The sequence below is a fragment of the Rhodococcus sp. H36-A4 genome (assembly GCF_027158005.1).
In the GTDB taxonomy this organism is placed as follows: Bacteria; Actinomycetota; Actinomycetes; order Mycobacteriales; family Mycobacteriaceae; genus Rhodococcoides.
This window is the reverse complement of sequence record NZ_JAPVLQ010000013.1, coordinates 23,225-41,752: the sequence shown is the minus strand read 5'-3', so window position 1 is coordinate 41,752 and position 18,528 is coordinate 23,225. Positions and strand designations below refer to the sequence as shown.

Annotated in this window: 18 protein-coding genes; 12 read left to right on the top strand and 6 right to left on the bottom strand. The window is 62.8% G+C overall.

From position 1 onward, the window contains the following. Window positions 1–93 precede the first annotated feature (93 nt). Entirely contained in the window at window positions 94–552 is a 459-nt protein-coding gene (locus tag O1W68_RS21120; protein ID WP_269306918.1) for a DUF732 domain-containing protein, read from the top strand. A 15-nt stretch (window positions 553–567) separates the two neighbouring features. After that, the gene (locus O1W68_RS21115; RefSeq protein ID WP_269306917.1) at window positions 568–969 is read left to right on the top strand and encodes a nuclear transport factor 2 family protein; all 402 of its coding nucleotides are present in this window, start codon (window positions 568–570) and stop codon (window positions 967–969) included. Between the two features lie 217 nt (window positions 970–1,186). On the opposite strand, the gene O1W68_RS21110 is transcribed toward O1W68_RS21115, so the two are convergent. Beyond that, complete coding sequence (locus O1W68_RS21110) at window positions 1,187–2,188, bottom strand: LacI family DNA-binding transcriptional regulator (RefSeq protein ID WP_269306916.1); 1,002 nt, start codon at window positions 2,186–2,188, stop codon at window positions 1,187–1,189. A gap of 114 nt (window positions 2,189–2,302) precedes the next feature. Here O1W68_RS21110 and O1W68_RS21105 point away from each other — a divergent pair, with 114 nt between their 5' ends. The 10 genes from O1W68_RS21105 (at window position 2,303) to O1W68_RS21060 (ending at window position 13,060) form a co-directional block, all read left to right on the top strand. Further along, window positions 2,303–3,337, top strand: coding sequence for a formamidase (locus O1W68_RS21105; protein WP_269306915.1), 1,035 nt, complete (start codon window positions 2,303–2,305; stop codon window positions 3,335–3,337). Between the two features lie 147 nt (window positions 3,338–3,484). Continuing rightward, on the top strand, window positions 3,485–4,132 hold the full coding sequence (locus tag O1W68_RS21100; RefSeq protein WP_269306914.1) for a flavin reductase family protein: 648 nt from the start codon (window positions 3,485–3,487) through the stop codon (window positions 4,130–4,132). Next, window positions 4,129–4,998, top strand: a complete 870-nt coding sequence (locus O1W68_RS21095) for a carbon-nitrogen hydrolase family protein (RefSeq protein ID WP_269306913.1) — start codon at window positions 4,129–4,131, stop codon at window positions 4,996–4,998. The genes O1W68_RS21100 and O1W68_RS21095 overlap by 4 nt, the downstream gene beginning before the upstream one ends. Continuing rightward, window positions 4,961–6,007 (top strand): hypothetical protein, encoded by a 1,047-nt coding sequence (locus O1W68_RS21090; protein WP_269306912.1) that lies wholly within the window; start codon window positions 4,961–4,963, stop codon window positions 6,005–6,007. The genes O1W68_RS21095 and O1W68_RS21090 overlap by 38 nt, the downstream gene beginning before the upstream one ends. Window position 6,008: 1 nt before the next feature. Next, a complete protein-coding gene (locus tag O1W68_RS21085) occupies window positions 6,009–7,268 on the top strand; it encodes an FAD-dependent monooxygenase (protein ID WP_269306910.1) in 1,260 nt (419 codons plus the stop codon). Between the two features lie 34 nt (window positions 7,269–7,302). Then, the gene (locus O1W68_RS21080) at window positions 7,303–8,706 is read left to right on the top strand and encodes an MFS transporter (RefSeq protein ID WP_269306907.1); all 1,404 of its coding nucleotides are present in this window, start codon (window positions 7,303–7,305) and stop codon (window positions 8,704–8,706) included. Beyond that, entirely contained in the window at window positions 8,706–9,557 is an 852-nt protein-coding gene (locus tag O1W68_RS21075; RefSeq protein ID WP_269306905.1) for an FAD binding domain-containing protein, read from the top strand. Before O1W68_RS21080 ends, O1W68_RS21075 begins: the two co-directional genes overlap by 1 nt. Beyond that, window positions 9,554–11,920, top strand: a complete 2,367-nt coding sequence (locus tag O1W68_RS21070) for a xanthine dehydrogenase family protein molybdopterin-binding subunit (RefSeq protein WP_269306903.1) — start codon at window positions 9,554–9,556, stop codon at window positions 11,918–11,920. Before O1W68_RS21075 ends, O1W68_RS21070 begins: the two co-directional genes overlap by 4 nt. Further along, complete coding sequence (locus tag O1W68_RS21065; protein WP_269306901.1) at window positions 11,917–12,405, top strand: (2Fe-2S)-binding protein; 489 nt, start codon at window positions 11,917–11,919, stop codon at window positions 12,403–12,405. Before O1W68_RS21070 ends, O1W68_RS21065 begins: the two co-directional genes overlap by 4 nt. 13 nt (window positions 12,406–12,418) lie before the next feature. Then, window positions 12,419–13,060 (top strand): SRPBCC family protein, encoded by a 642-nt coding sequence (locus tag O1W68_RS21060; RefSeq protein WP_269306899.1) that lies wholly within the window; start codon window positions 12,419–12,421, stop codon window positions 13,058–13,060. Between the two features lie 167 nt (window positions 13,061–13,227). Here O1W68_RS21060 and O1W68_RS21055 read toward each other — a convergent pair whose 3' ends face one another. From O1W68_RS21055 to O1W68_RS21035, 5 genes are read right to left on the bottom strand one after another with little or no spacing between them, the layout of a single operon-like run. Then, on the bottom strand, window positions 13,228–14,019 hold the full coding sequence (locus O1W68_RS21055) for an MHYT domain-containing protein (protein ID WP_269306897.1): 792 nt from the start codon (window positions 14,017–14,019) through the stop codon (window positions 13,228–13,230). 32 nt (window positions 14,020–14,051) lie between these two features. After that, on the bottom strand, window positions 14,052–14,639 hold the full coding sequence (locus tag O1W68_RS21050; protein ID WP_088941995.1) for a GTP-binding protein: 588 nt from the start codon (window positions 14,637–14,639) through the stop codon (window positions 14,052–14,054). Then, window positions 14,620–14,994 carry a DUF742 domain-containing protein gene (locus O1W68_RS21045; RefSeq protein WP_269306893.1) on the bottom strand — a complete coding sequence of 125 codons (375 nt, stop codon included), beginning with the start codon at window positions 14,992–14,994 and terminating at the stop codon, window positions 14,620–14,622. Before O1W68_RS21045 ends, O1W68_RS21050 begins: the two co-directional genes overlap by 20 nt. A 5-nt stretch (window positions 14,995–14,999) precedes the next feature. Next, on the bottom strand, window positions 15,000–15,416 hold the full coding sequence (locus tag O1W68_RS21040; protein ID WP_136170428.1) for a roadblock/LC7 domain-containing protein: 417 nt from the start codon (window positions 15,414–15,416) through the stop codon (window positions 15,000–15,002). Further along, window positions 15,413–18,436 (bottom strand): HAMP domain-containing sensor histidine kinase, encoded by a 3,024-nt coding sequence (locus O1W68_RS21035; protein WP_269306890.1) that lies wholly within the window; start codon window positions 18,434–18,436, stop codon window positions 15,413–15,415. The genes O1W68_RS21040 and O1W68_RS21035 overlap by 4 nt, the downstream gene beginning before the upstream one ends. Window positions 18,437–18,528: the final 92 nt, after the last annotated feature.

The following is an 18,528-nucleotide window of genomic DNA, read 5'->3' as shown; positions in this document are numbered from 1 at the left end:
GAATTTCTACAACACTCGCCGTAGGCACTCAACGATCGGGATGCTCAGCCCTCACAGTTACGAACAGTCACTTATCGCGCCCATCATGGCCGCGTGACCACTGTCCACTTTTCGGGGGGAACCTCACTCTGCGGACTCGTATTGTTCGCAGGGGCGTGCAGCGACACCGACACCGAGAACGCGAACTCTACCGACACATCTGCGAGTAGCACCCGCGAGATTGCGTCCAGTGTCGCGAGCGAGGTGCAGGGCAGTGCCTCGGCCGCGGCCAGCAGTGTCAAGGCCACCGCGTCGGCTGCGGTGGGTAACGTCCAGGACACCGCGTACCTTCAGGCGCTCGAAAGCCAGAACATCAGCTTCGGGAGCACCGAAGATCGGGTCGCGGCGGCTCGCACCGCCTGCGACGAGCTGTCCGGTGACACGAGCCTCGACGCCACCAGGGTCAAGATTGCGGAGACGACCGGACTCGACGACGCCCAGTCCCGCACGTTGATCAACATTGCCGTTCCGATCTACTGCACGACGAACGTCGGAAAGCTGACCGTCAACTGACGTCGTCTATTCATCATGCGGAAGTTCACAGATGCCGTCGAGGCCGGCGATCACAGCGCGGTGGAGGCACTCCTCGCCGATAACGTTCGATTCACCAGCCCCGTTGCGTTCAAACCCTATGACGGTAAGGCGATTACGTCGGCGATCCTGCGTGGCGTCCTCCGCGTATTCGAGAATTTTCGTTACACGAAGACAATCGAGAGCGTGGACGGACGCGACCAAGCGCTGGTTTTCGAAGCGACGGTCGACGGCAAGAAGATCAACGGATGCGATTTCCTCCACCTCGACGAGGATGGCTTGATCGATGATTTCGTGGTGATGGTCCGCCCACTGTCCGCGGCGAAGGCCTTGTCCGAGGCGATGGGTGCTCAGTTTCCGCAGATCAGTGCGGAGGCTGCGCAGTATCGCCCGGCGTAGAAAAAGTTTCCGATAGACGTGCGCAGCGTTGTCGAAGCCGGACCGGCAGCGCCGTCCCAGGGTTGGATGCAGCCACGGGGGGCTGACATGAACGAGGATGTGCTGCGAGAGCTGACGCCCGTCGGGTGGTGCGAGGAACTGCCCGAATCGTTCCCGCCCTCGCCGAACACCTCCACTGCACACTGCACGCGGCGCAGTGGTGGGAACTTCACCGGAACTAGCAGCTCGTCGACTGCCGCACGATCAGGTCAGGGGACAGTGCCACGGACGAGACCGGAAGCCCATGTGTCACAGCGAGAAGCATCTCGGTGGCCCGGACGCCGATCTCACGGTGCGGGCTACGGATCGTCGTGAGCGGGACGGTGAGTTCGGCGCAGATCGAAATGTCGTTGTAGCCGACCACACCGATGTCACGTCCGGGGAGCAGCGAATGCTCGCGCAGTACGCCGAGTACACCGATCGCACTGAAGTCGTTGGTAGCGAAGATTGCCGTCGGCGGCTCCGGAAGCGCCAGCAACGCCTCGGCTCCACGTCGTCCCGCGGCCGGGTCGAACCCTTCCTCCCGGATGTACTCGTCCGGTACGTCTACCCCGGCGTCGACGAGGGCCGCGACGCACCCTTGCAGTCGGTCGATGCCGGTACTCGCCCACGAAGGCCCCGATACGATCCCGACGCGGGTGTGGCCGAGCCGGGCGAGGTGCTCACCGGCGAGCCATCCGCCGCGGAAGTCGTCGCACGTTGCCGAGATCATGCCGGGGTACCGACGGCTGATCAGCACGAACTTGACTCCGCGGCGCGCGAGATCGTCGAGGTTGGCGCTGTCGAGGCGAGCGTCGCCGAAGATGAGCCCGTCGACGTTCCGCCCCAGGAGGAGGTCGATGCGCCGCCGCTGTTGAACGGGATCGTCGTGCGTGTTCGCGACGAACGTCTCGTACCCGGCTCGGTTGGCGGTCTCCTCGATCGCGTCGTACATCGCGGACAGCACGACGTCGGTCAGTCGAGGCACCAGAACACCGAATGCGGTCGATTTCTTGGTGGTCAGGCTGGCCGCGTTCGGATTCGGAACGTAGCCCATGTCCTGCGCGAGCTGAAACAACTTCAGGTCGCCGACGCTGGCGCCGCGATGGTCGACGGCGACTCGGCGCAGCGCCCTCGAGACGGTCGAAATATGCACTCCCGCCGCCTGCGCAACGGTTTTCAACGTGACGGTGCTTTCCACGGTGTTTCTCCCCCGATCGGTCGTTCGCGCTGCCTCAACCCCTGTCGGCCCCTAAGCTAGCACTGCGTGCAAGCGTTTGCGCAACAAGTTGCTGAAGAGAAAAAGGGAAGTGCGATGACTGGTCTCGGCGGACTGAACCCATCCTCGACGTCACTGACGCTGGGTCTCGTCCAGCAGCGGGTGCCGTTGATCGGTGACATGGCGGACGTGGACGCGACGACCGATCGAGTGTGCCGCACCGTGCGCGAGGCGAAGGCCGGGCTCGGATCGCTCGACCTCCTCGTCTTTCCCGAGTACTCGTTGCACGGACTCAGGAAGTCGTCCTGGGCGCGTGACGACGTCATGTGCGACATCGACGGTCCGCAGGTGGCCCGACTGCGGGAGGCCTGTCGAGAGTCGAAGGTGTGGGGGTGTTTCAGTGTCATGGAACGCAATCCGAACGGAGCGCCGTTCAATTCCGGGATCATCGTCGACACTGACGGCGAGATCACCCTGTACGTCCGTAAACTTCACCCGTGGACACCCAAGGAGCCGTGGGAACCGGGTGACCTGGGCGTTCCCGTCTGTGCAGGTCCGAAGGGGTCGGTGTTGTCCCTGCTGATCTGCCACGACGGCATGTTCCCCGAAATGGCACGTGAGGCGAGCTATCGCGGTGCCAACGTGCTGCTACGGACGGCCGGATACAAATTTCCGCTGAAGCAGTCGTGGCGAATCACCAACGAGGCAAATGCCTTTCAGAATCTCGCCTATACCGCGTCGGTGTGCCTGGCGGGCCACGACGGGAACGGCATCCCGTCGATGGGCGAGGCGATGGTGTGTGACTTCGAGGGCACGATCATCGAGCGGGGTGATTCCACACCCGACCGGGTCGTGACGGTGTCCATCGAGCCGGCACGCGCCGACGCTGCCCGACGCGAATGGGGAGTGGAGAACAACATCTATCAACTCGGGCACCGCGGGTACACCGCGCTCGAGGGCGGTGCAACCGACTGCCCGTACACGTTCATGCGGGATCTAGTCGCAGGAACATACCGGGTGCCGTGGGAGGACGACGTGCAGATCTTCGACGGCACCACGGAGGGCTACGGCGCGCCGCGCGATCCCGCGAGCTCGATCGACTCGGCCCGGGGTGGTCTGCGCGGAAAGTGACGCGAACGGCACCGTGTAACGGTGTCATTAATTGGTTCGAGTTTTCTCGCCCAAAGCTATACATCTGCGCCGAGTCCGTTCTATTGTCGTAGCAACGCAACCGATTGCACAATCAGTTGCAGGTCAATGGAAGAAGGCATTCGGAGTATGGATACCCAGGTCGGCGCACCTCAGGAGATCACACCTCAGGAGGCAATGGATCGGACGCGTCACGACATTCACACCATGAGTGAGGGCGATGTCTACAAGCTGTTGTCGTGCGCAGTTCAACCGCGGCCGATCGCGTGGATCTCGACGGTCTCGGCCGCGGGGGTCAACAACCTGGCGCCGTTCAGCTTCTTCAACGTCGCCTCCCGAAACCCCGCGACGTTGATGATCTCCATCGGCGAGCGAATCGGGTTTCCAGGCGAGCCGAAGGACACGCTCGTCAACATCCGTGAGACGGGAAATTTTGTCGTGAACATCCCGTCGGCGGAGACGGTCGAGGCAGTGACCTCCAGTTTCGCGACGGTGCACGCGGACGTCGACGAATTCGAGCTGAGCGGAATGACGCCTGTAACCTCGCATTCGGTTGCGGCGCCGTCGGTTCTGCAGTCGCTGGTTTCCCTCGAGTGTGAATTGTTGCAGGAGGTGAAACTCGGTACTGACACCCTCGTGCTGGGATCGGTCCTGTCGGTCACCAGCAGGGCGGGGTTGCTGAGCGAGGACTTGCACGTCGACACCCGCGAACACCACTTTCTCGGCCGACTGGCCGGACCCTTCTACACGACTGCGATGAACCGGGTTGCCCAGTGACCGCGCCGGCAACGTTCGATGTTGCGGTCGTGCAGACCAATTCGACGACAGGCGCGTGGCAGGCCAACATCGACAGCGCCGCCGAACAGGTCCGGGCTCTCGCTGCGAGCGGTTCCAAGATCATCGTGCTGCCGGAGCTGTTCGCCACCGGCTACGACCTCGATACCGACATGGATGCTCTGGCAGAGTCCGTGCCAGGTCGGACGTCGGAAGCATTGAGCGCGTTGGCTGTCGAGACCGATACGGTGCTCGTCACGGCGATAGTGTTTCGGCTACCCGACGGCGGACTTTCGGACAGTTCGCTGGTGGTGAGTCCGGACGGCTCGTTCGCGTTGGGGCACAAACGCTTTCTCTGGGGCGGGGAGAAGTCGGTGTTCACCCCGGGCCCGGAAAGCGGACTCGTCGTCCCGACTCCGTTCGGCACGATCGGCGTCGTGATCTGTTACGAGGCCGGATTTCCCGAGGCGGTCCGTGATCTCGCGCAGCGAGGGGCGGACGTCATCGCCGTCCCGTCGGCGTTCGGTCACGTTCGCCTGCACGTGTGGAAACTGCTCACCCGCTCACGTGCACTGGAGAACGGCGTCGTCGTCGCGGCAGCAGGCCTCACCGGGCGGAGCGGCGACGGCCCACGCTTCGCCGGCCACAGCGTGATCGTTGACCCGCAGGGCCGCACGATCGTCGAGATGGACGAGAGCGTGGGGGCTGTAGCGGCCGTCGTCACTCGTCGTTCGGTACTCGATGCACGTGACGCGGTGCCATATCTGAAAGATCTAGCCCGGCTGGGCGGTATCGACAACCACACCGAAAACGACGTCACCCAGGACACCAATGAGAGGGACCGAGATGTTCGACCTGCGATCCGCTGATCTACTGCGCGCCTTCACCCGTCAACTAGAGCTGTGCAAAGTCCAGCCCGGTGAGCAGGTGGTGATCCTCGCCGAACCGTCGAGCCGCGGCGACTATATCTCTGCGGCGTTCGGTGCAGCGCAGAGCCTCGGTGCACAGGTGCTCTCGGCCACCGTGCCGGGTGGAAGTCCGGCACCGATGCCCAGCACCCACACCGGTGCAGGCCCCGGGCTCGTCTCGGTCATGAACAGCTCGGTGGCGCAGGATCTGCTCAAGGGCGCGGATCTCGTCGTCGACCTGACCAGCGAGGGCTTCATCCACGCGCCGATCCAGCAGGAGATCCTCGCCGCCGGAACGCGCATAATCTTCGTCTGCGACGCACCGGACGTGTTGATCCGCAACATGCCTCAGGACGGCGACAAGGAACGCGTGCAGGCGGGCGTCGACCTCGTTCGCAACGGTTCGATCATGCGGATCACCAACGAGGCCGGAACCGATCTGACCGTGCAGCTGAGCAACTCACAGCCCGAGTTCCAGGTAGGTTTCGCCGACGACAAGGGCCGCTGGGACCACTGGCCGTCGACGATGGTGCTGTGCTGGCCCGAGATCTCGAACGGACAGATCGTATTGTCCGAGGGCGACATCTTGCTGCCGTTCAAGGAGTACGTCCGTGACAAGACGACGCTGACCATCACCAACGGCCACATCGACGAGGTGACCGGCGGCGGTGAAGCTGCCTTGCTCGATATGTTCTTCGCCGACTCCAACGACAAATGGGCCCGCTACCTCTCGCACATGGGCTGGGGCCTGATGAAGACCGGTGACTGGTTCGCCGCGGCGATGTACGGCAAGGACGACATCATGGGAATGGATGCCCGCGCGTTCGCAGGCAGCTTCCTGTGGTCGACAGGTCCGCACCCCGTACTCGGACGAGATTCCTACGCGCACCTCGACATCGGTATGCGCTCGTGCACCGTGTCCATCGACGGCGTCGACGTCGTCACCGAGGGCCGACTGGTGGAGGCCTGACATGGCACCGATTCACGTAGTCATCGCAGGCGGTGGCCTCGGCGGTCTGACGGCAGCACTGTCGTTGCGGCACCGCGGTATCAGCGTCACCGTGCTCGAAGCCGCATCCGAACTGGGTGAAGTCGGCGCCGGGATTCAAACTGCACCGAACGCCAGTCGGATCCTGATTGCTCTCGGCATGCGTAAGCAACTCGAAGAGATCAAGACCGAACCGATGGACCAGGTTCGCCGTCGCTGGTCGAACGGCAAGGTCATCGCATTGACGCCCCTCGGCGAGTACTGCAAGAAGACGTTCAACGCGCCGTACTGGCACTACCACCGTGCCGACCTGCACTCCGCCATTCACGCGAAATGCCTCGATCCCGACGGCCCGGGGCCGGTGGTCGTGTTCGAGACCGGGGCGAAGGTGGTCGAAGTAGACCGCACGAACCCGGTACGGCCGGTTGCGGTGAGCTCGGACGGGAAGCGGTACGAATCGGACCTGCTGATCGGTGCCGACGGCATCCGGTCCACGGTTCGCGATCTCATCGGATTGCCGGACACCCTGGTCTTCTCCGGCGAGATGGCTTACCGCGCATTGATTCCCGGCGATCGCATCGTCAAGGATCCGGCGACGCGCTGGCTCGTCGACCGCTACCAGAGCACCATCTGGTACGGACCAGACCGCCACCTCGTGCACTACATGATCCGCAACGGCGAATACCTCAATATCGTTGCGCTGGCGCCGTGTACCGACGAGGTTCGTGACGGCGGACCACGGGTCGTCGGGCCCGAGGAGCTGATGGCGACGTTTCCGGACTGGGACGACCGGGCACACGCGATGCTGTCGAAGGCCGACGAGAACGTGTTGTGCCAGGCGCTGTATTACCGCAGGCCGGATCCGCGGTGGACCGATGGCCGCGTCGCACTGCTGGGCGACGCATGCCACGCCATGCTGCCCTACCAGGCGCAAGGCGCATCGCAGGCCATGGAGGACGCTGCCGTCTTGGCCGAGGAACTGGCCAAGGTGACCACTGCCGGCATCGACGAAGCGTTGCAGCGCTACGTGTCTCGACGCGCGCGGCATGCCCGGATGGTGCAGGACGCGAGCCTGCAGAACAAGACTTTTTACCACATACCTGATGGACCCGAGCAGGAGAAGCGGGACGCGACACTGGCGTCGTTCGATGGGGAATCCGACATCTCGTACGACTGGCTGTGGAGTGGTACCCCGCTCGACGACAGTGACGACGAGAAATTCCATTACTCGTTCGTCCGATGACTACCCCGGACGACTACACCGCGCGGAGGCTGCGATGACGACTGCTGCGACCAAGACTGGTGATCAGGTAGTACAAGAACTCCCTTGGAAATGGGGTGTGCAGGGAAAGATCTTCATCATCGGCGGACTGGGTTACATGTTCGACGCCTGGGATGTTGCGCTCAACGGCTTCTTGACGCCGTTGCTCGGAAGCTATTGGGATTTGTCGCAGTCCGAGCGCGGACTCGTCGCGACAGGCAACCTGATCGGTATGGCCGTGGGCGCTGTCGTGTGGGGCACGATCGCCGACCGGGTCGGACGAAAACGCGCATTCTCGTTGACGCTGCTGATCTTTGCGCTCTTCTCCGTTCTCGGTGCCTTCGCTCCGAGCTTCGAGATCTTCATCATCCTGCGCTTCCTGGCAGGGTTCGGTCTCGGTGGCTGTATACCCGTCGACTACGCGCTGGTCAGTGAATTCTCGCCGCGTCGTATTCGCGGCAAGATTCTGTCGGCGATGGACGTCTGGTGGCCGATCGGCGCCACCATGTGTGGTGTCGTCGCAACGCTTCTCGTCCCGATCGATGGTGACGTCCGCTGGCGCTACATGCTGTTGTTCATGGTGTTGCCTGCGCTACTGCTCTTCTGGGTGCGACGCGGAATTCCCGAATCACCGATCTATCTCGCCAAGGTCGGCCGCGAGGCAGAAGCTCGCGCCGTCATCGACGACATGGTGGCGCGGACCGGTTCGGAGCCCATCGAGTACAAGATCGTCGCCGACACCACACCGAAGGGTCCTGGCGGCATGAGGGCTGCTCTGACGCAGCTGAAGTCGGTCTGGGCTTACAGTCCGCGAATCACGGCGGCGGCGTGGATGTTGTTCGTCTCGATCATGTTGCTGTACTACGCAGCCCTGAGCTGGATGCCGTCGATCCTGCGTGCCGAGGGCTACGGCGAGTTCGCAGCCTTCGCAGGTACGACGCTCATGACCGGCGTCGGCATCGTCGGTGTACTCACTTCCGCCCTGATCGTCGAGATCTTCGGCCGCAAGTGGGTCATCGGGTTGTCCGGGCCGATCGCAGGCTGTGCGCTCGTGATGTTCGCAGTCATGCTCGACATTCAGTCCGCAGCGTTGATCTGGCTCGGCATCTTCGGATTCGTCATCCAGCTCACGATTCCGGTGCTGTACTGCTACGTCTCCGAGCTGTACCCGACCAACATAAGAGCGTCGGGCTTCGGATACGCGTCCTCGGTCAGCCGCGTCGCCACCGGCTTCGCCCCGCTGCTCTTCGGCTCGGTCATGTGGCCGATCCTGGGTCTGCCGTTGACGTTCGGCATCGTCACCGCGTTCGTTCTGTTCGCCGTCATCTGGATGGCGTACTTCGCGCCGGAGACCAAGGGCCGCGAGCTCGACACCCTGGTCGACGACACCGAGGTCATCGTGGGCGAGGCACGGGTCTGATGAAGCCCGCACAGTTCGACTACCACCGCGCTCGCGACGTACAGGGCGCAGTGCGACTGCTCAACGAGCTGGGCGAGGACGCGAAGATCATTGCGGGAGGCCAGTCCCTGGTCGCCATGATGAACTTCCGCCTCGCCCGGCCCGGGCACCTCGTCGACGTGGGCGGTCTGCATTCGCTTCAGTACATCCAGCGGGAGGCCGACGGTCTGCACATCGGCGCCCTGGCGACGCATCATGCAGTAGAGACCGCGAATCTCGGACCGGATTTCGCGGTGCTCCGCGATGCGATGCGCTGGGTCGGGCACTATCCGATCCGCACGCGTGGCACCGTGGGCGGAAGCGTCGCCCACGCCGACGCGACCGCCGAGTGGGCGTTGCTGGCCATCCTGCTCGACGCTCGAATCGTGGTCGAGAGCGTGCGTGGACGTCGAACGATCGAGGCCGGTTCTTTCTTCTTCGGCTACTACGCAACCGATCTCGCTTTCGACGAGATGATCGTCGAAATCGTTTTTCCGAACCGGGCGCCGCATGCTGCGGTAACCGAGTTCGCCGAGAGACAGGGCGACTTCGCCATCGTCGCTGCAGCGGTGTCGCTGGACATGGAGGGCGTCGAGGTAGTCGGGGGCAGTGTTGCCCTCGCAGGCGTCGGCGCGACCCCGGTTCGGTCTTCGGCCGGCGAAGCAGTGCTCGCCACAGGCGGAACGTTCGCCGACTGCGCCGATGCGGCAGCCGATTCGCTCGAACTCGAAGACGAAGGCATGTTCACCGTCGAGTACCGTCGCACCCTCGTCCGCACGTTGGTTGCGGATGCATGTGCTGACGCATTGGTTGCAGAGAAAGTTAGTTCATGAACAGCGCCGAAGTACCGCCCCCCAAGTTCGTCGGAACGTCGGTGGCCCGGCGTGAAGATCCCCGATTGCTGACCGGACGTGGCCGTTTCGTCGACGACATCGTCCTGCCGGGCATGCTTCACGCGCAGTTCGTCCGGAGCACCGTTGCCGCCGGAACGGTGACGGCCCTCGACGTCACCGGCGTCACCGATGTCGACGGCGTCCACGCGGTCTTCACAGCTGCCGACCTGGATCTGAAACCGATTCGTGCAGAATTGAGCCGTCCGCTCAGCGAATTCGTGCCGACAGACATGCCGGTGCTCAGCAGTGACGTGGTTCGCTACGTCGGCGAGCCGCTCGCGGTGGTCGTCGCCGACGATGCGTACACCGTCGAGGACGGTCTCGAAGCGGCGCGGGTTGCCTACTCGACGGTCACAGCGATCACCTCTGCCGATCAAGCGATGAGCGACGGCGTGCCACTGGTGCACGAGGGCGTTCCGAACAACACCGTTGTCGACGTGCAGATGTTCGCCACCGAAGGCATCGACGAGATCTTCGACGATGCACACACCGTCGTCACGGTCCAGTCGCGCACCGGCCGCCAGAACGCGTTGCCACTCGAAACTCGTGGATGCGTTGCGCACTGGGACGACCGCGACGAGCAATTGATCATCTACATCTGCACGCAGGTACCACATCAGGTTCGGACGGTCACAGCCCTGAGCCTCGGACTCGACGAGCGCCAGGTGCGGGTCGTCGTGCCCGACATGGGTGGCGGTTTCGGCCAGAAGTGCGTCGTCGGCCGCGAGGAGATTGCAGTCGCCGCAGCGGCTTTCAGGCTACGTCGCCCGGTCAAGTGGATCGAGGATCGCAAGGACGCGCTGACGGCGTCGTTCCTGGCCCGCGAACAGCAGTACGACGTCAGGGCAGCGTTCGACTCCGAAGGACACATTCTCGGACTCGACGCCGACGTCATCTGCGACATGGGTGCCTACTCGTGTTACCCGTTCACCGCAGGCATCGAACCACTGATGGCGTCGGCCGAAATGCCTGGCGTTTATCAGGTTCCGGCGTACCGCGTCCGCGGTCGGTCGATCTTCAGCAACAAGACACCGACCGCGCCCTATCGGGGCGTCTCGCGACCGCAGTACGTGATGGTGATGGAGCGCTTGTTCGAACGCGCGGCGCGGGAGCTGAGCCTGGACGCCGTGGAGATCCGACGGCGAAACGTGATCACCGCGTTCCCGTACACAGGGGTCAACAACATCACCTACGACCCCGGCTCGTACCTCGAGGCACTGAACCTCTGCGAGAAGACACTTCGCGACGAAGGCTGGTACGACTTCAAGGAACGGGCGATCGCTGACGGTCGACACATCGGCATCGGGTACTCCTGCTTCAGCGAGCGAACGGGCTACGGCAGCAGCGCCTTCGCCGCGCGCAAGATGAACGTGGTGCCCGGGTTCGACATCTCGGAGGTCAAGATGGACACCTCCGGCACGGTCGTCGCGACGACGGGCACGATGAGCCACGGTCAGAGTCACGAGACGACGATGGCGCAGATTGTCGCCGACCGGCTCGGCATCGAGGTGGAACAGGTCAAGATCGTGCAGGGCGACACCGATCGAATCACCTACGGTTTCGGGTCTTTCGCTTCACGCTCGATCACCATCGGTGGCAGCGCGGTCGCGGTGGCGTCGAACAAGCTGGGCGACAAACTGTGTGAGATCGCGGCGCACATGATGGAAACCCGTGACGACAACGTCGAGCTGGGTTCGGGTCTCGTTCGGCAGCGTGACGACCATTCGAAGTACGTCACGTACAAGGACATCGCTGACGTCGCGTATCTCAAGGCGCAGCTGATGCCGAAGGGTGTGGAACCAGGGCTGTCGGCGACGGCGAGTTTCGACGTGTTCAACGACGGCACGTTCTCCAACGCGACGCACGGTGTCGTGGTGGAACTCCACGAGGGCACGGGGAAGGTCGAGATCCTGCGCTACTTCTGCGTCGAGGATTGCGGTGTCGCCATCAATCCGAAGATCGTGGAAGGACAATGCCGCGGCGGGATCGCCCAGGGCATCGCCGGCGCATTATTCGAGCACGTCGCGTATGACGAGAACGGTAACCCGTTGTGCGCCAGTTTCATCGACTACAAGGTTCCGACGGCGTCCGAGATTCCCGACATCGGTATCGCGCACCTCGAAACGCCCTGCCTGTTCACCGAATCCGGTGCGAAGGGTGCAGGGGAGGGCGGGACTATCGGTGCCCCTGCAGCGGTCCTCAACGCGGTCAACGACGGATTGCGACCGAGCGGAATCGAATTGAACAACACGCCGATCACACCCGTTGCCGTACAGGCTGCACTGGCGAAGGGACATGCATGAGCAAGCATTTGATCGAACTCAACGTGAACGGCACCGAATACGAGGTGATCACCGAGCCGCGCCGCACCCTTGTGGACGTATTACGCCACGACCTGCGTTTGACCGGCACCCATGTGGGGTGCGAGCACGGAGTGTGTGGGGCCTGCACCGTCCTGATCGACGGCACACCGGCTCGCGCGTGTCTGACCTTCGCGGTTCAGGTCGAGAACGCCGACATCCGTACGGTCGAATCACTTGGCATAGACGGTGAATTGAACGATCTGCAGCAGGCGTTCGCGGACAACCACGGTCTGCAATGCGGGTTCTGCACGCCGGGATTTCTGATGCTCGCCGAGGGGTACCTCGCCGAGAACCCCGATGCCACCAAGGACGAGATCCGCGAGATCGTGGCGTCGAACTACTGCCGATGCACCGGATACCAAACCATCGTCGAGGCCATCGACTCATGCGCCGAGCAGCGTCGCTGCGCTGGTTGCGTGAAGTGAACGGAGTTTTCCAGTGATACTGACCAATACCCTCGACATCGACGCGTCCGCCGACGACGTTTTCCGGCTGATCAACGACGTCGAAAAGGTGGCCACCTGCGTACCCGGAGCAGCCATCACCGGCAAGGACGGCGAGACCTTCCTCGGTGGCGTGAAGATCAAGGTGGGCCCGATCAGCGCGTCGTACGCGGGGACCATTCGCTTCATCGAGGTCGACGCCGAGACCAGAACGCTCAAACTCGAAGCCAAAGGCGCGGATTCGCACGGAAACGGTGACGCTGAAGCGCAGGTCGACCTGGTCGTCGAATCGGTCGGCGATCGAACGCGGCTCACGCTGAAGACCGACCTCGTCATCAGCGGCAAGATCGTCTCGTTCGGCAAAGGGGCCATCGTCGCAGTGTCCAACAAAGTGTTGCAGCAGTTTGCAGTCAATCTGGGTGCACTCCTGAGTGGTGGGGCGGCTTCGGTTACGGCCGCATCAGGAGCTCCCGCTGTCGCGCGCGCGACAGATTCGATATCGAGTCCTGCGTCGAGTGAACTCGATGCACTGTCTCTGATACCGGAGCCGATGCGTAGGTACGCGCCCGCCGCCGGCATCTTCCTGGCCGGCATGGTCCAGGGTTGGCTGGTCTCGCGAGCGTTCGCGCGTAGATAGACGACACGAGGCGTGTTCAGTCACCTGATCGAGCGATTCTTGGGCAGCGAGGATCCAGGTCGGCGCTCGACGACGCTCGACAGCTCGAACTCTGGCAGAGCGGACGGTGGATTCGAGGAGTGGCTCTGTCGCTGCCCGCCGTCATTGCCCAGCCACGGAATTGTGATCTACCGGTCAGCGAACTCTCGTGCTTCGTGAGCGAGATCGTCTGAAGTGGCGTCCATGCGGGCGATCTCGCGGTCGCGAACTGTCATGATGGCAACGATCGGCACGGCCAATGCGAGAAGCCCGAGGACGAAGACTGGAAAGATGAACGGGAACAACGCGAGTCCGACGGGTGCGGGTGCGGACGTGTCGCGGACAATTTCCACCGCGGCCATTCCGGTGTAATGCATACCGACTATGGCGATCCCCAGGATCGGACCGGCGATGAATCGCAGCGTGGTGGACCCCATCGCCATCATGAACCATAATGCGGCTGTGGCGCCAACGACAGCGATCACGAGTGAGAGTGCAATCAATAGCGTGTTGTAGTTGATCTGGCCCTGAAATTGCACGGCCTGCATGCCCGTGTAATGCATGACGGTGATCCCCATGCCGACGAGCGAGCCGGAGGCCAGGAGCCGCGACCAACTGAACTCGTTTCCGAGCATGTACAACGCGGCGAAGACCGCGATCACGGCAATTAGACCGGAGATGATCGTCCAGGTCAGACTGTAGCGAAGGGGACTGCCGGGTAACGCAAACCCGAGCATTGCGACGAAGTGCATCAACCAGATACCTACACCACCGATGGACAATGCGCCCATGAGAAACCAGCGCATTCGCGCCGCAGGGTGACGTGCCGCCATGCCATGTCGGGCACACGCCAACCCGATGACCGATCCCGAGACTGCAACCGCGAACGCCAACCCAAGCAGCCAGAGCCCCATGGAGAAATGGTTCATTTCTTCCGACATGCCAGTTCCTTAGATTCGTTGTTGTCCGGGTGTCAGCAGGGCGCTGTCGCCGCGATACGTTCGAGCGCGTACTCGGTGATCGTGATCAAGGCCTGCTTCGACGATTCTCGGTTACGCGCGTCGACGTCGATCATCGGTACGTGGTCGGACAGCGCGAGAGCCTGACGAAGGTCATTCGTTGCATGCACCGGAGCATCGTCGAAACGGTTGACTGCCACGATGAACGGCAAACCACGGGCTTCGAAGAAGTCGACAGCAGCAAAGCTGTCTTCGAGACGGCGCGTGTCGACAAGGATGACCGCGCCGATCGCGCCCGTGATGAGGTCGTCCCACATGAACCAGAATCGCCGCTGACCGGGTGTGCCGAACAGGTAGAGAACCAGGTCGTCGGCGAGCGAGATGCGGCCGAAATCCATTGCGACTGTTGTCGTCTCTTTGTTCGGTGTCGAGCTGAGGTGATCGATGCCGTCACTGGCGTCGGTCACCATCGCTTCGGTGCGCAAGGGGACGATCTCGGAGACCGTCCCGACAAGGGTGGTCTTACCGACGCCGAATCCTCCGGCGATCACGATCTTTGTCGACGTTACGCGTGACGGCGCGTCAGAGTTGCCGAAGTCCACGGAGGGTCCTTTCGATCAATTCGCGACGCTCGACCGCAGTCGCGTCGCTTCGCAGAGTGGCTTGCACTTTCAATGCCCCGCTGACAACAAGATCGGCCACCAGAACCCGAGCCACCCCGATCGGTACACCGAGGTATGCCCCGATTTCCGCGATCGAGATGCGCTGCCCGCAAAGCGCGACAATCGACGCGCGAATGTCTTCGGGCGCCAGGCCGCTGGCGATGACATCCTCTACCGTTGCGACGATCGCTTCGAGCGGAAGGTCGATGGACGGCTTCGTCCTACCTTCGGTGATGGCGTACGAGCGAACGAGACTCGGTTCGGGATCAGCGTGCTCGGAGTAGTTTGGGGGCATCGGCGTCAGGTATCCCGACCTGATCTGGGAGCGATGTCCATGGTCGTTCCGACTCGATCGACCAGAGTGACCATTTCGAAACCGATCTGACCGATGTCGCATCCCGCCACGGCAAGCGCAGCAAGATAGGCGCCACTGCCGACGCCCATGAGGAGCAGGTAGCCGTTTTCCATCTCGACCACCGATTGCAGAACTGCGCCGCCGTCGAACAGTCGAGACGCGCCGGCAGAGAGACTGGCGAGTCCGGATGTGACGGCGGCCAACTGGTCCGCACGATCCAGAGGAAGGTGCGAACTCGCCGCGCTCAGCAATCCATCGGCAGAGACGATGATGGCGTGGCTTACTCCCGGAACGTCGCGTGCAAAACCCGACACCAACCAGTCGAGTGCGCGAGGAGTTTCTGGGGCTCCGACAGAATTCACTGTTCTCCTTCGTCTTTCTGCACATGTGTTATCGAGTGCAACGCTGTGTTGTTCTCGCTGCTAACGTGTCGGCGTCCCCGGCTGAGGCCGGATTGGTAGTCACTCCACCCGCGTCTGATCGTTTCGGGGTCGACGCGTTGACGGTGGGATCCTGAACGGGCAGAGCTATTGGTGGGCCTGACAGTTCCGGGAACCAACCGCGCACCGCGGTCCCGGATCGGGAGTCCCGAATCGGCCATCTTGCTGGAGGGCATGTCCGTCGACGCATGAGCGGCAACCCATCCCTCGTCAGCTTCGGTTGTCCAGATGCTTCCGTTCGTGGCACCGGACTCGTCGTCCGTGGGGTCGATCAGCCACTCGGACACCATTCCGGCAAAGATCGGCGATGCAACCGGTGGAATATCAGAGTCGGCCTCGGGATCGTTCGCGCTGAAGACGATCGCGGACGGTGGGGTCGGGTCTCGGGGTGGAGTCCAGTCGCGAGGTGGTGTGGTTTCGCGCGGTGGGGTCAGGTCTCGGGGTGGAGTCCAGTCGCGAGGTGGTGTGGTTTCGCGCGGCGGGGTCAGGTCTCGAGGCGCCGTCCAGTCGCGAGGTGGTGTGGTTTCGCGCGGTGGGGTCGGGATGCGACGTGGTGTCGAGTCGCGAGGCCGGGACGAGAAGAACGCCGCTGTGACGTTCGGGTTAGGGGCGCCGAACGGGGCTCTGGGTGCAGGTCGAGCGGCGGGGAACTCACCTGTATCCGGTTGGTCGACAACAATTTCCGCCTTGGGTGGCGGCGGAGCTATCGGTTGGGTCGAGATGGCATTGGCGGTACCGGGTACCCCACTGCTCCCCGGGGTGCGGCGTGGAAGTCCGCTCGCCATCGGAGGGGCGCTGGAGTTGGTCTGCGAAGCAAACGCAGAGGGCGGACCCGAAACAGCCGGCTGCACAGTGGCAGCAGCAGGGTGTGATTGACGATGGGGTAGCCAGTTCCGTGATGCCACCGAAGAATCGGGATTATGGGCGCCTGCTACCGGGTATGCGGCGGTGCCTTGACTCGATGTAGGTGTACCCACTGCAACGGAGTGAACCGGCGACGTTGCGCGAGCCTGAGTGGCAAGTGCAGCCGTCGACGTTCTGATCGCCGTGTCGCGTGACGCCTCGAGAAGTGCAATCGGCAGATGAACCATCGCAGTGATGCCACCGCGATCGGATGTGCCCGCGGACGGGCGCAGACGTACTGAAATACCGTAGCGAAGGCTGATACGGCTGACCACGAACAGCCCCATGTGGCGGGCGGTGTCGGGGCTCATCTCGCCTCCGGAAGAGAGGCGTCTGTTGGCGTCGATCAAGTCGTCCGGTGACATTCCGATACCCAGATCGGTAATCTCTACGAGCACGGAACCGTCGTTGGTGCGTGCAGCGTCGATCGTCACTGTAGTTTCGGGCGGTGAGTAGCGCAGGGCGTTGTCGAGCAGTTCGGTGACGAGGTGCACTACGTCTGCACTGGCCTTGCCACTGACGACAGCAGACAGAATCTGTCCGAGCTCTACACGCAGATAGTCCTCGACTCCGGAAGCTGAGGCGCGCAGAGCGTCGGCAAGAGCGATCGGTGCGGTTCGTACGCGTCTTCCCTCGTTGCCGGAGAGGATGAGGAGATTATCGCTGTTGCGTCGCATTCGTGCGGCGATGTGATCGAGGCGGAAGAGATTCTCGAGGCGATTCGGGTCGTCTTCGTCTTTTTCGAGTTGCTCGATGAGCACGAGCTGTTGCTCGACGAGGGACTTGTTCCGACGGGAAAGGGTCTCGAACATGTCATTGACCTGGCGGCGGAGAGTTGCCTGCTCGCCGGCCAATGTGATTGCCTGCCCGTGCATGTCGTCGACCGCGCGTGCAAGTTGCCCGATCTCCTCGTGTGTCTCTACAGGTACACGAGGTATCTCGAGGTCGACTATTCGCTCGCCGGCGCGGATTCTCTCGATCGCCTCGGGGAGTCCATGGCGTGCTGCTGTGAGCGCGGCAAAACGTAGGCGCTGGATAGGCTCGACCAGCGAGCGGCTGATGACGAGCGCGAGGACGAGGGCTGCGAGTACGGTGCCGACGACCAGCGCGGCGTCTCGAAGCGCTGCGGATTGGGCGGCGCCGGTTTCGGAGTTCGCGGTGGGGACGAACCGCGCGATTGCGGCATCGGCGATGGCGTCGTACTGATCGCTACTGGCTTGGAGTCCGAGGCCGATCTCCCTGCTCAAAGGGGATCCTGGGGGTGTGGCCGCGATTGCGCCCAGGCGGCTCTGCGTGGATGCGCGTAGAGAGTTCAGCGCGGCCAAGGGGTCCTGCGAGGGGTCCGCCTCGACTGGCGGAAGTACTCCACCGGGCGTAGCTAGTGGCATGAGACCACCGAGACTGCCAAGTTCTGCACCAGCGGTGGAAATAAGGATGGTGCGCGATTGTGGATCGACGTCGCCGTTACCGAATAGAATGTGCTGATTGGCCAATGTTCGACGAGCGCCCCACAAAGGCGCCAACTCGGCACCACGCTCACGCAAAAGGGGTAGCTCGGATTTGGACAGGAGATCGGAGAACGGGATCCAGAGCTCGGTCGACACCTGACTGTAGCGAGCGACCAGCTGGATCGGCCGTTCAGAGCTGGTCGGAACCTCGTCGATGAGTGCCCGGCTGTTCTGCAGGGACTTGTCGACCAGGTCACTGAGCTTTGCGTCGGTTCGGAACACGTTCGCGGCAACACTGAAATCCTGCAGCGCGCTGGTCGCTTGTTCGGTAGCTGTGGCGGTGTCGGCGCCGGAAGCAGCCGCAACTGTCACTGCCTTGAGAGCCTGTTCCATCCGAAGTGCCGCAGGAACAGCGAATGCACGTTCGGCCGATGTATTGAGGTCTGCTGCGTCGGTCAGTTCGCTCTGGATCCGGAGGCCACCGAACAGAACGGCGACGAGCATCGGAACCGCGAAGACCGCTATCACCTTCCAGCCGAGGCGCCATTCGCCGATCGACCACCACGAGGTTGTCTGTGCATCGTGTTTCATGCGGTCCAATGCCTCTTCGCGTCTGCCATTCAAGTCCGTTATCCCCCGTTGGGCATTGATTGACTTCCCCGACTGAGCGCGGTCGAGCGAAA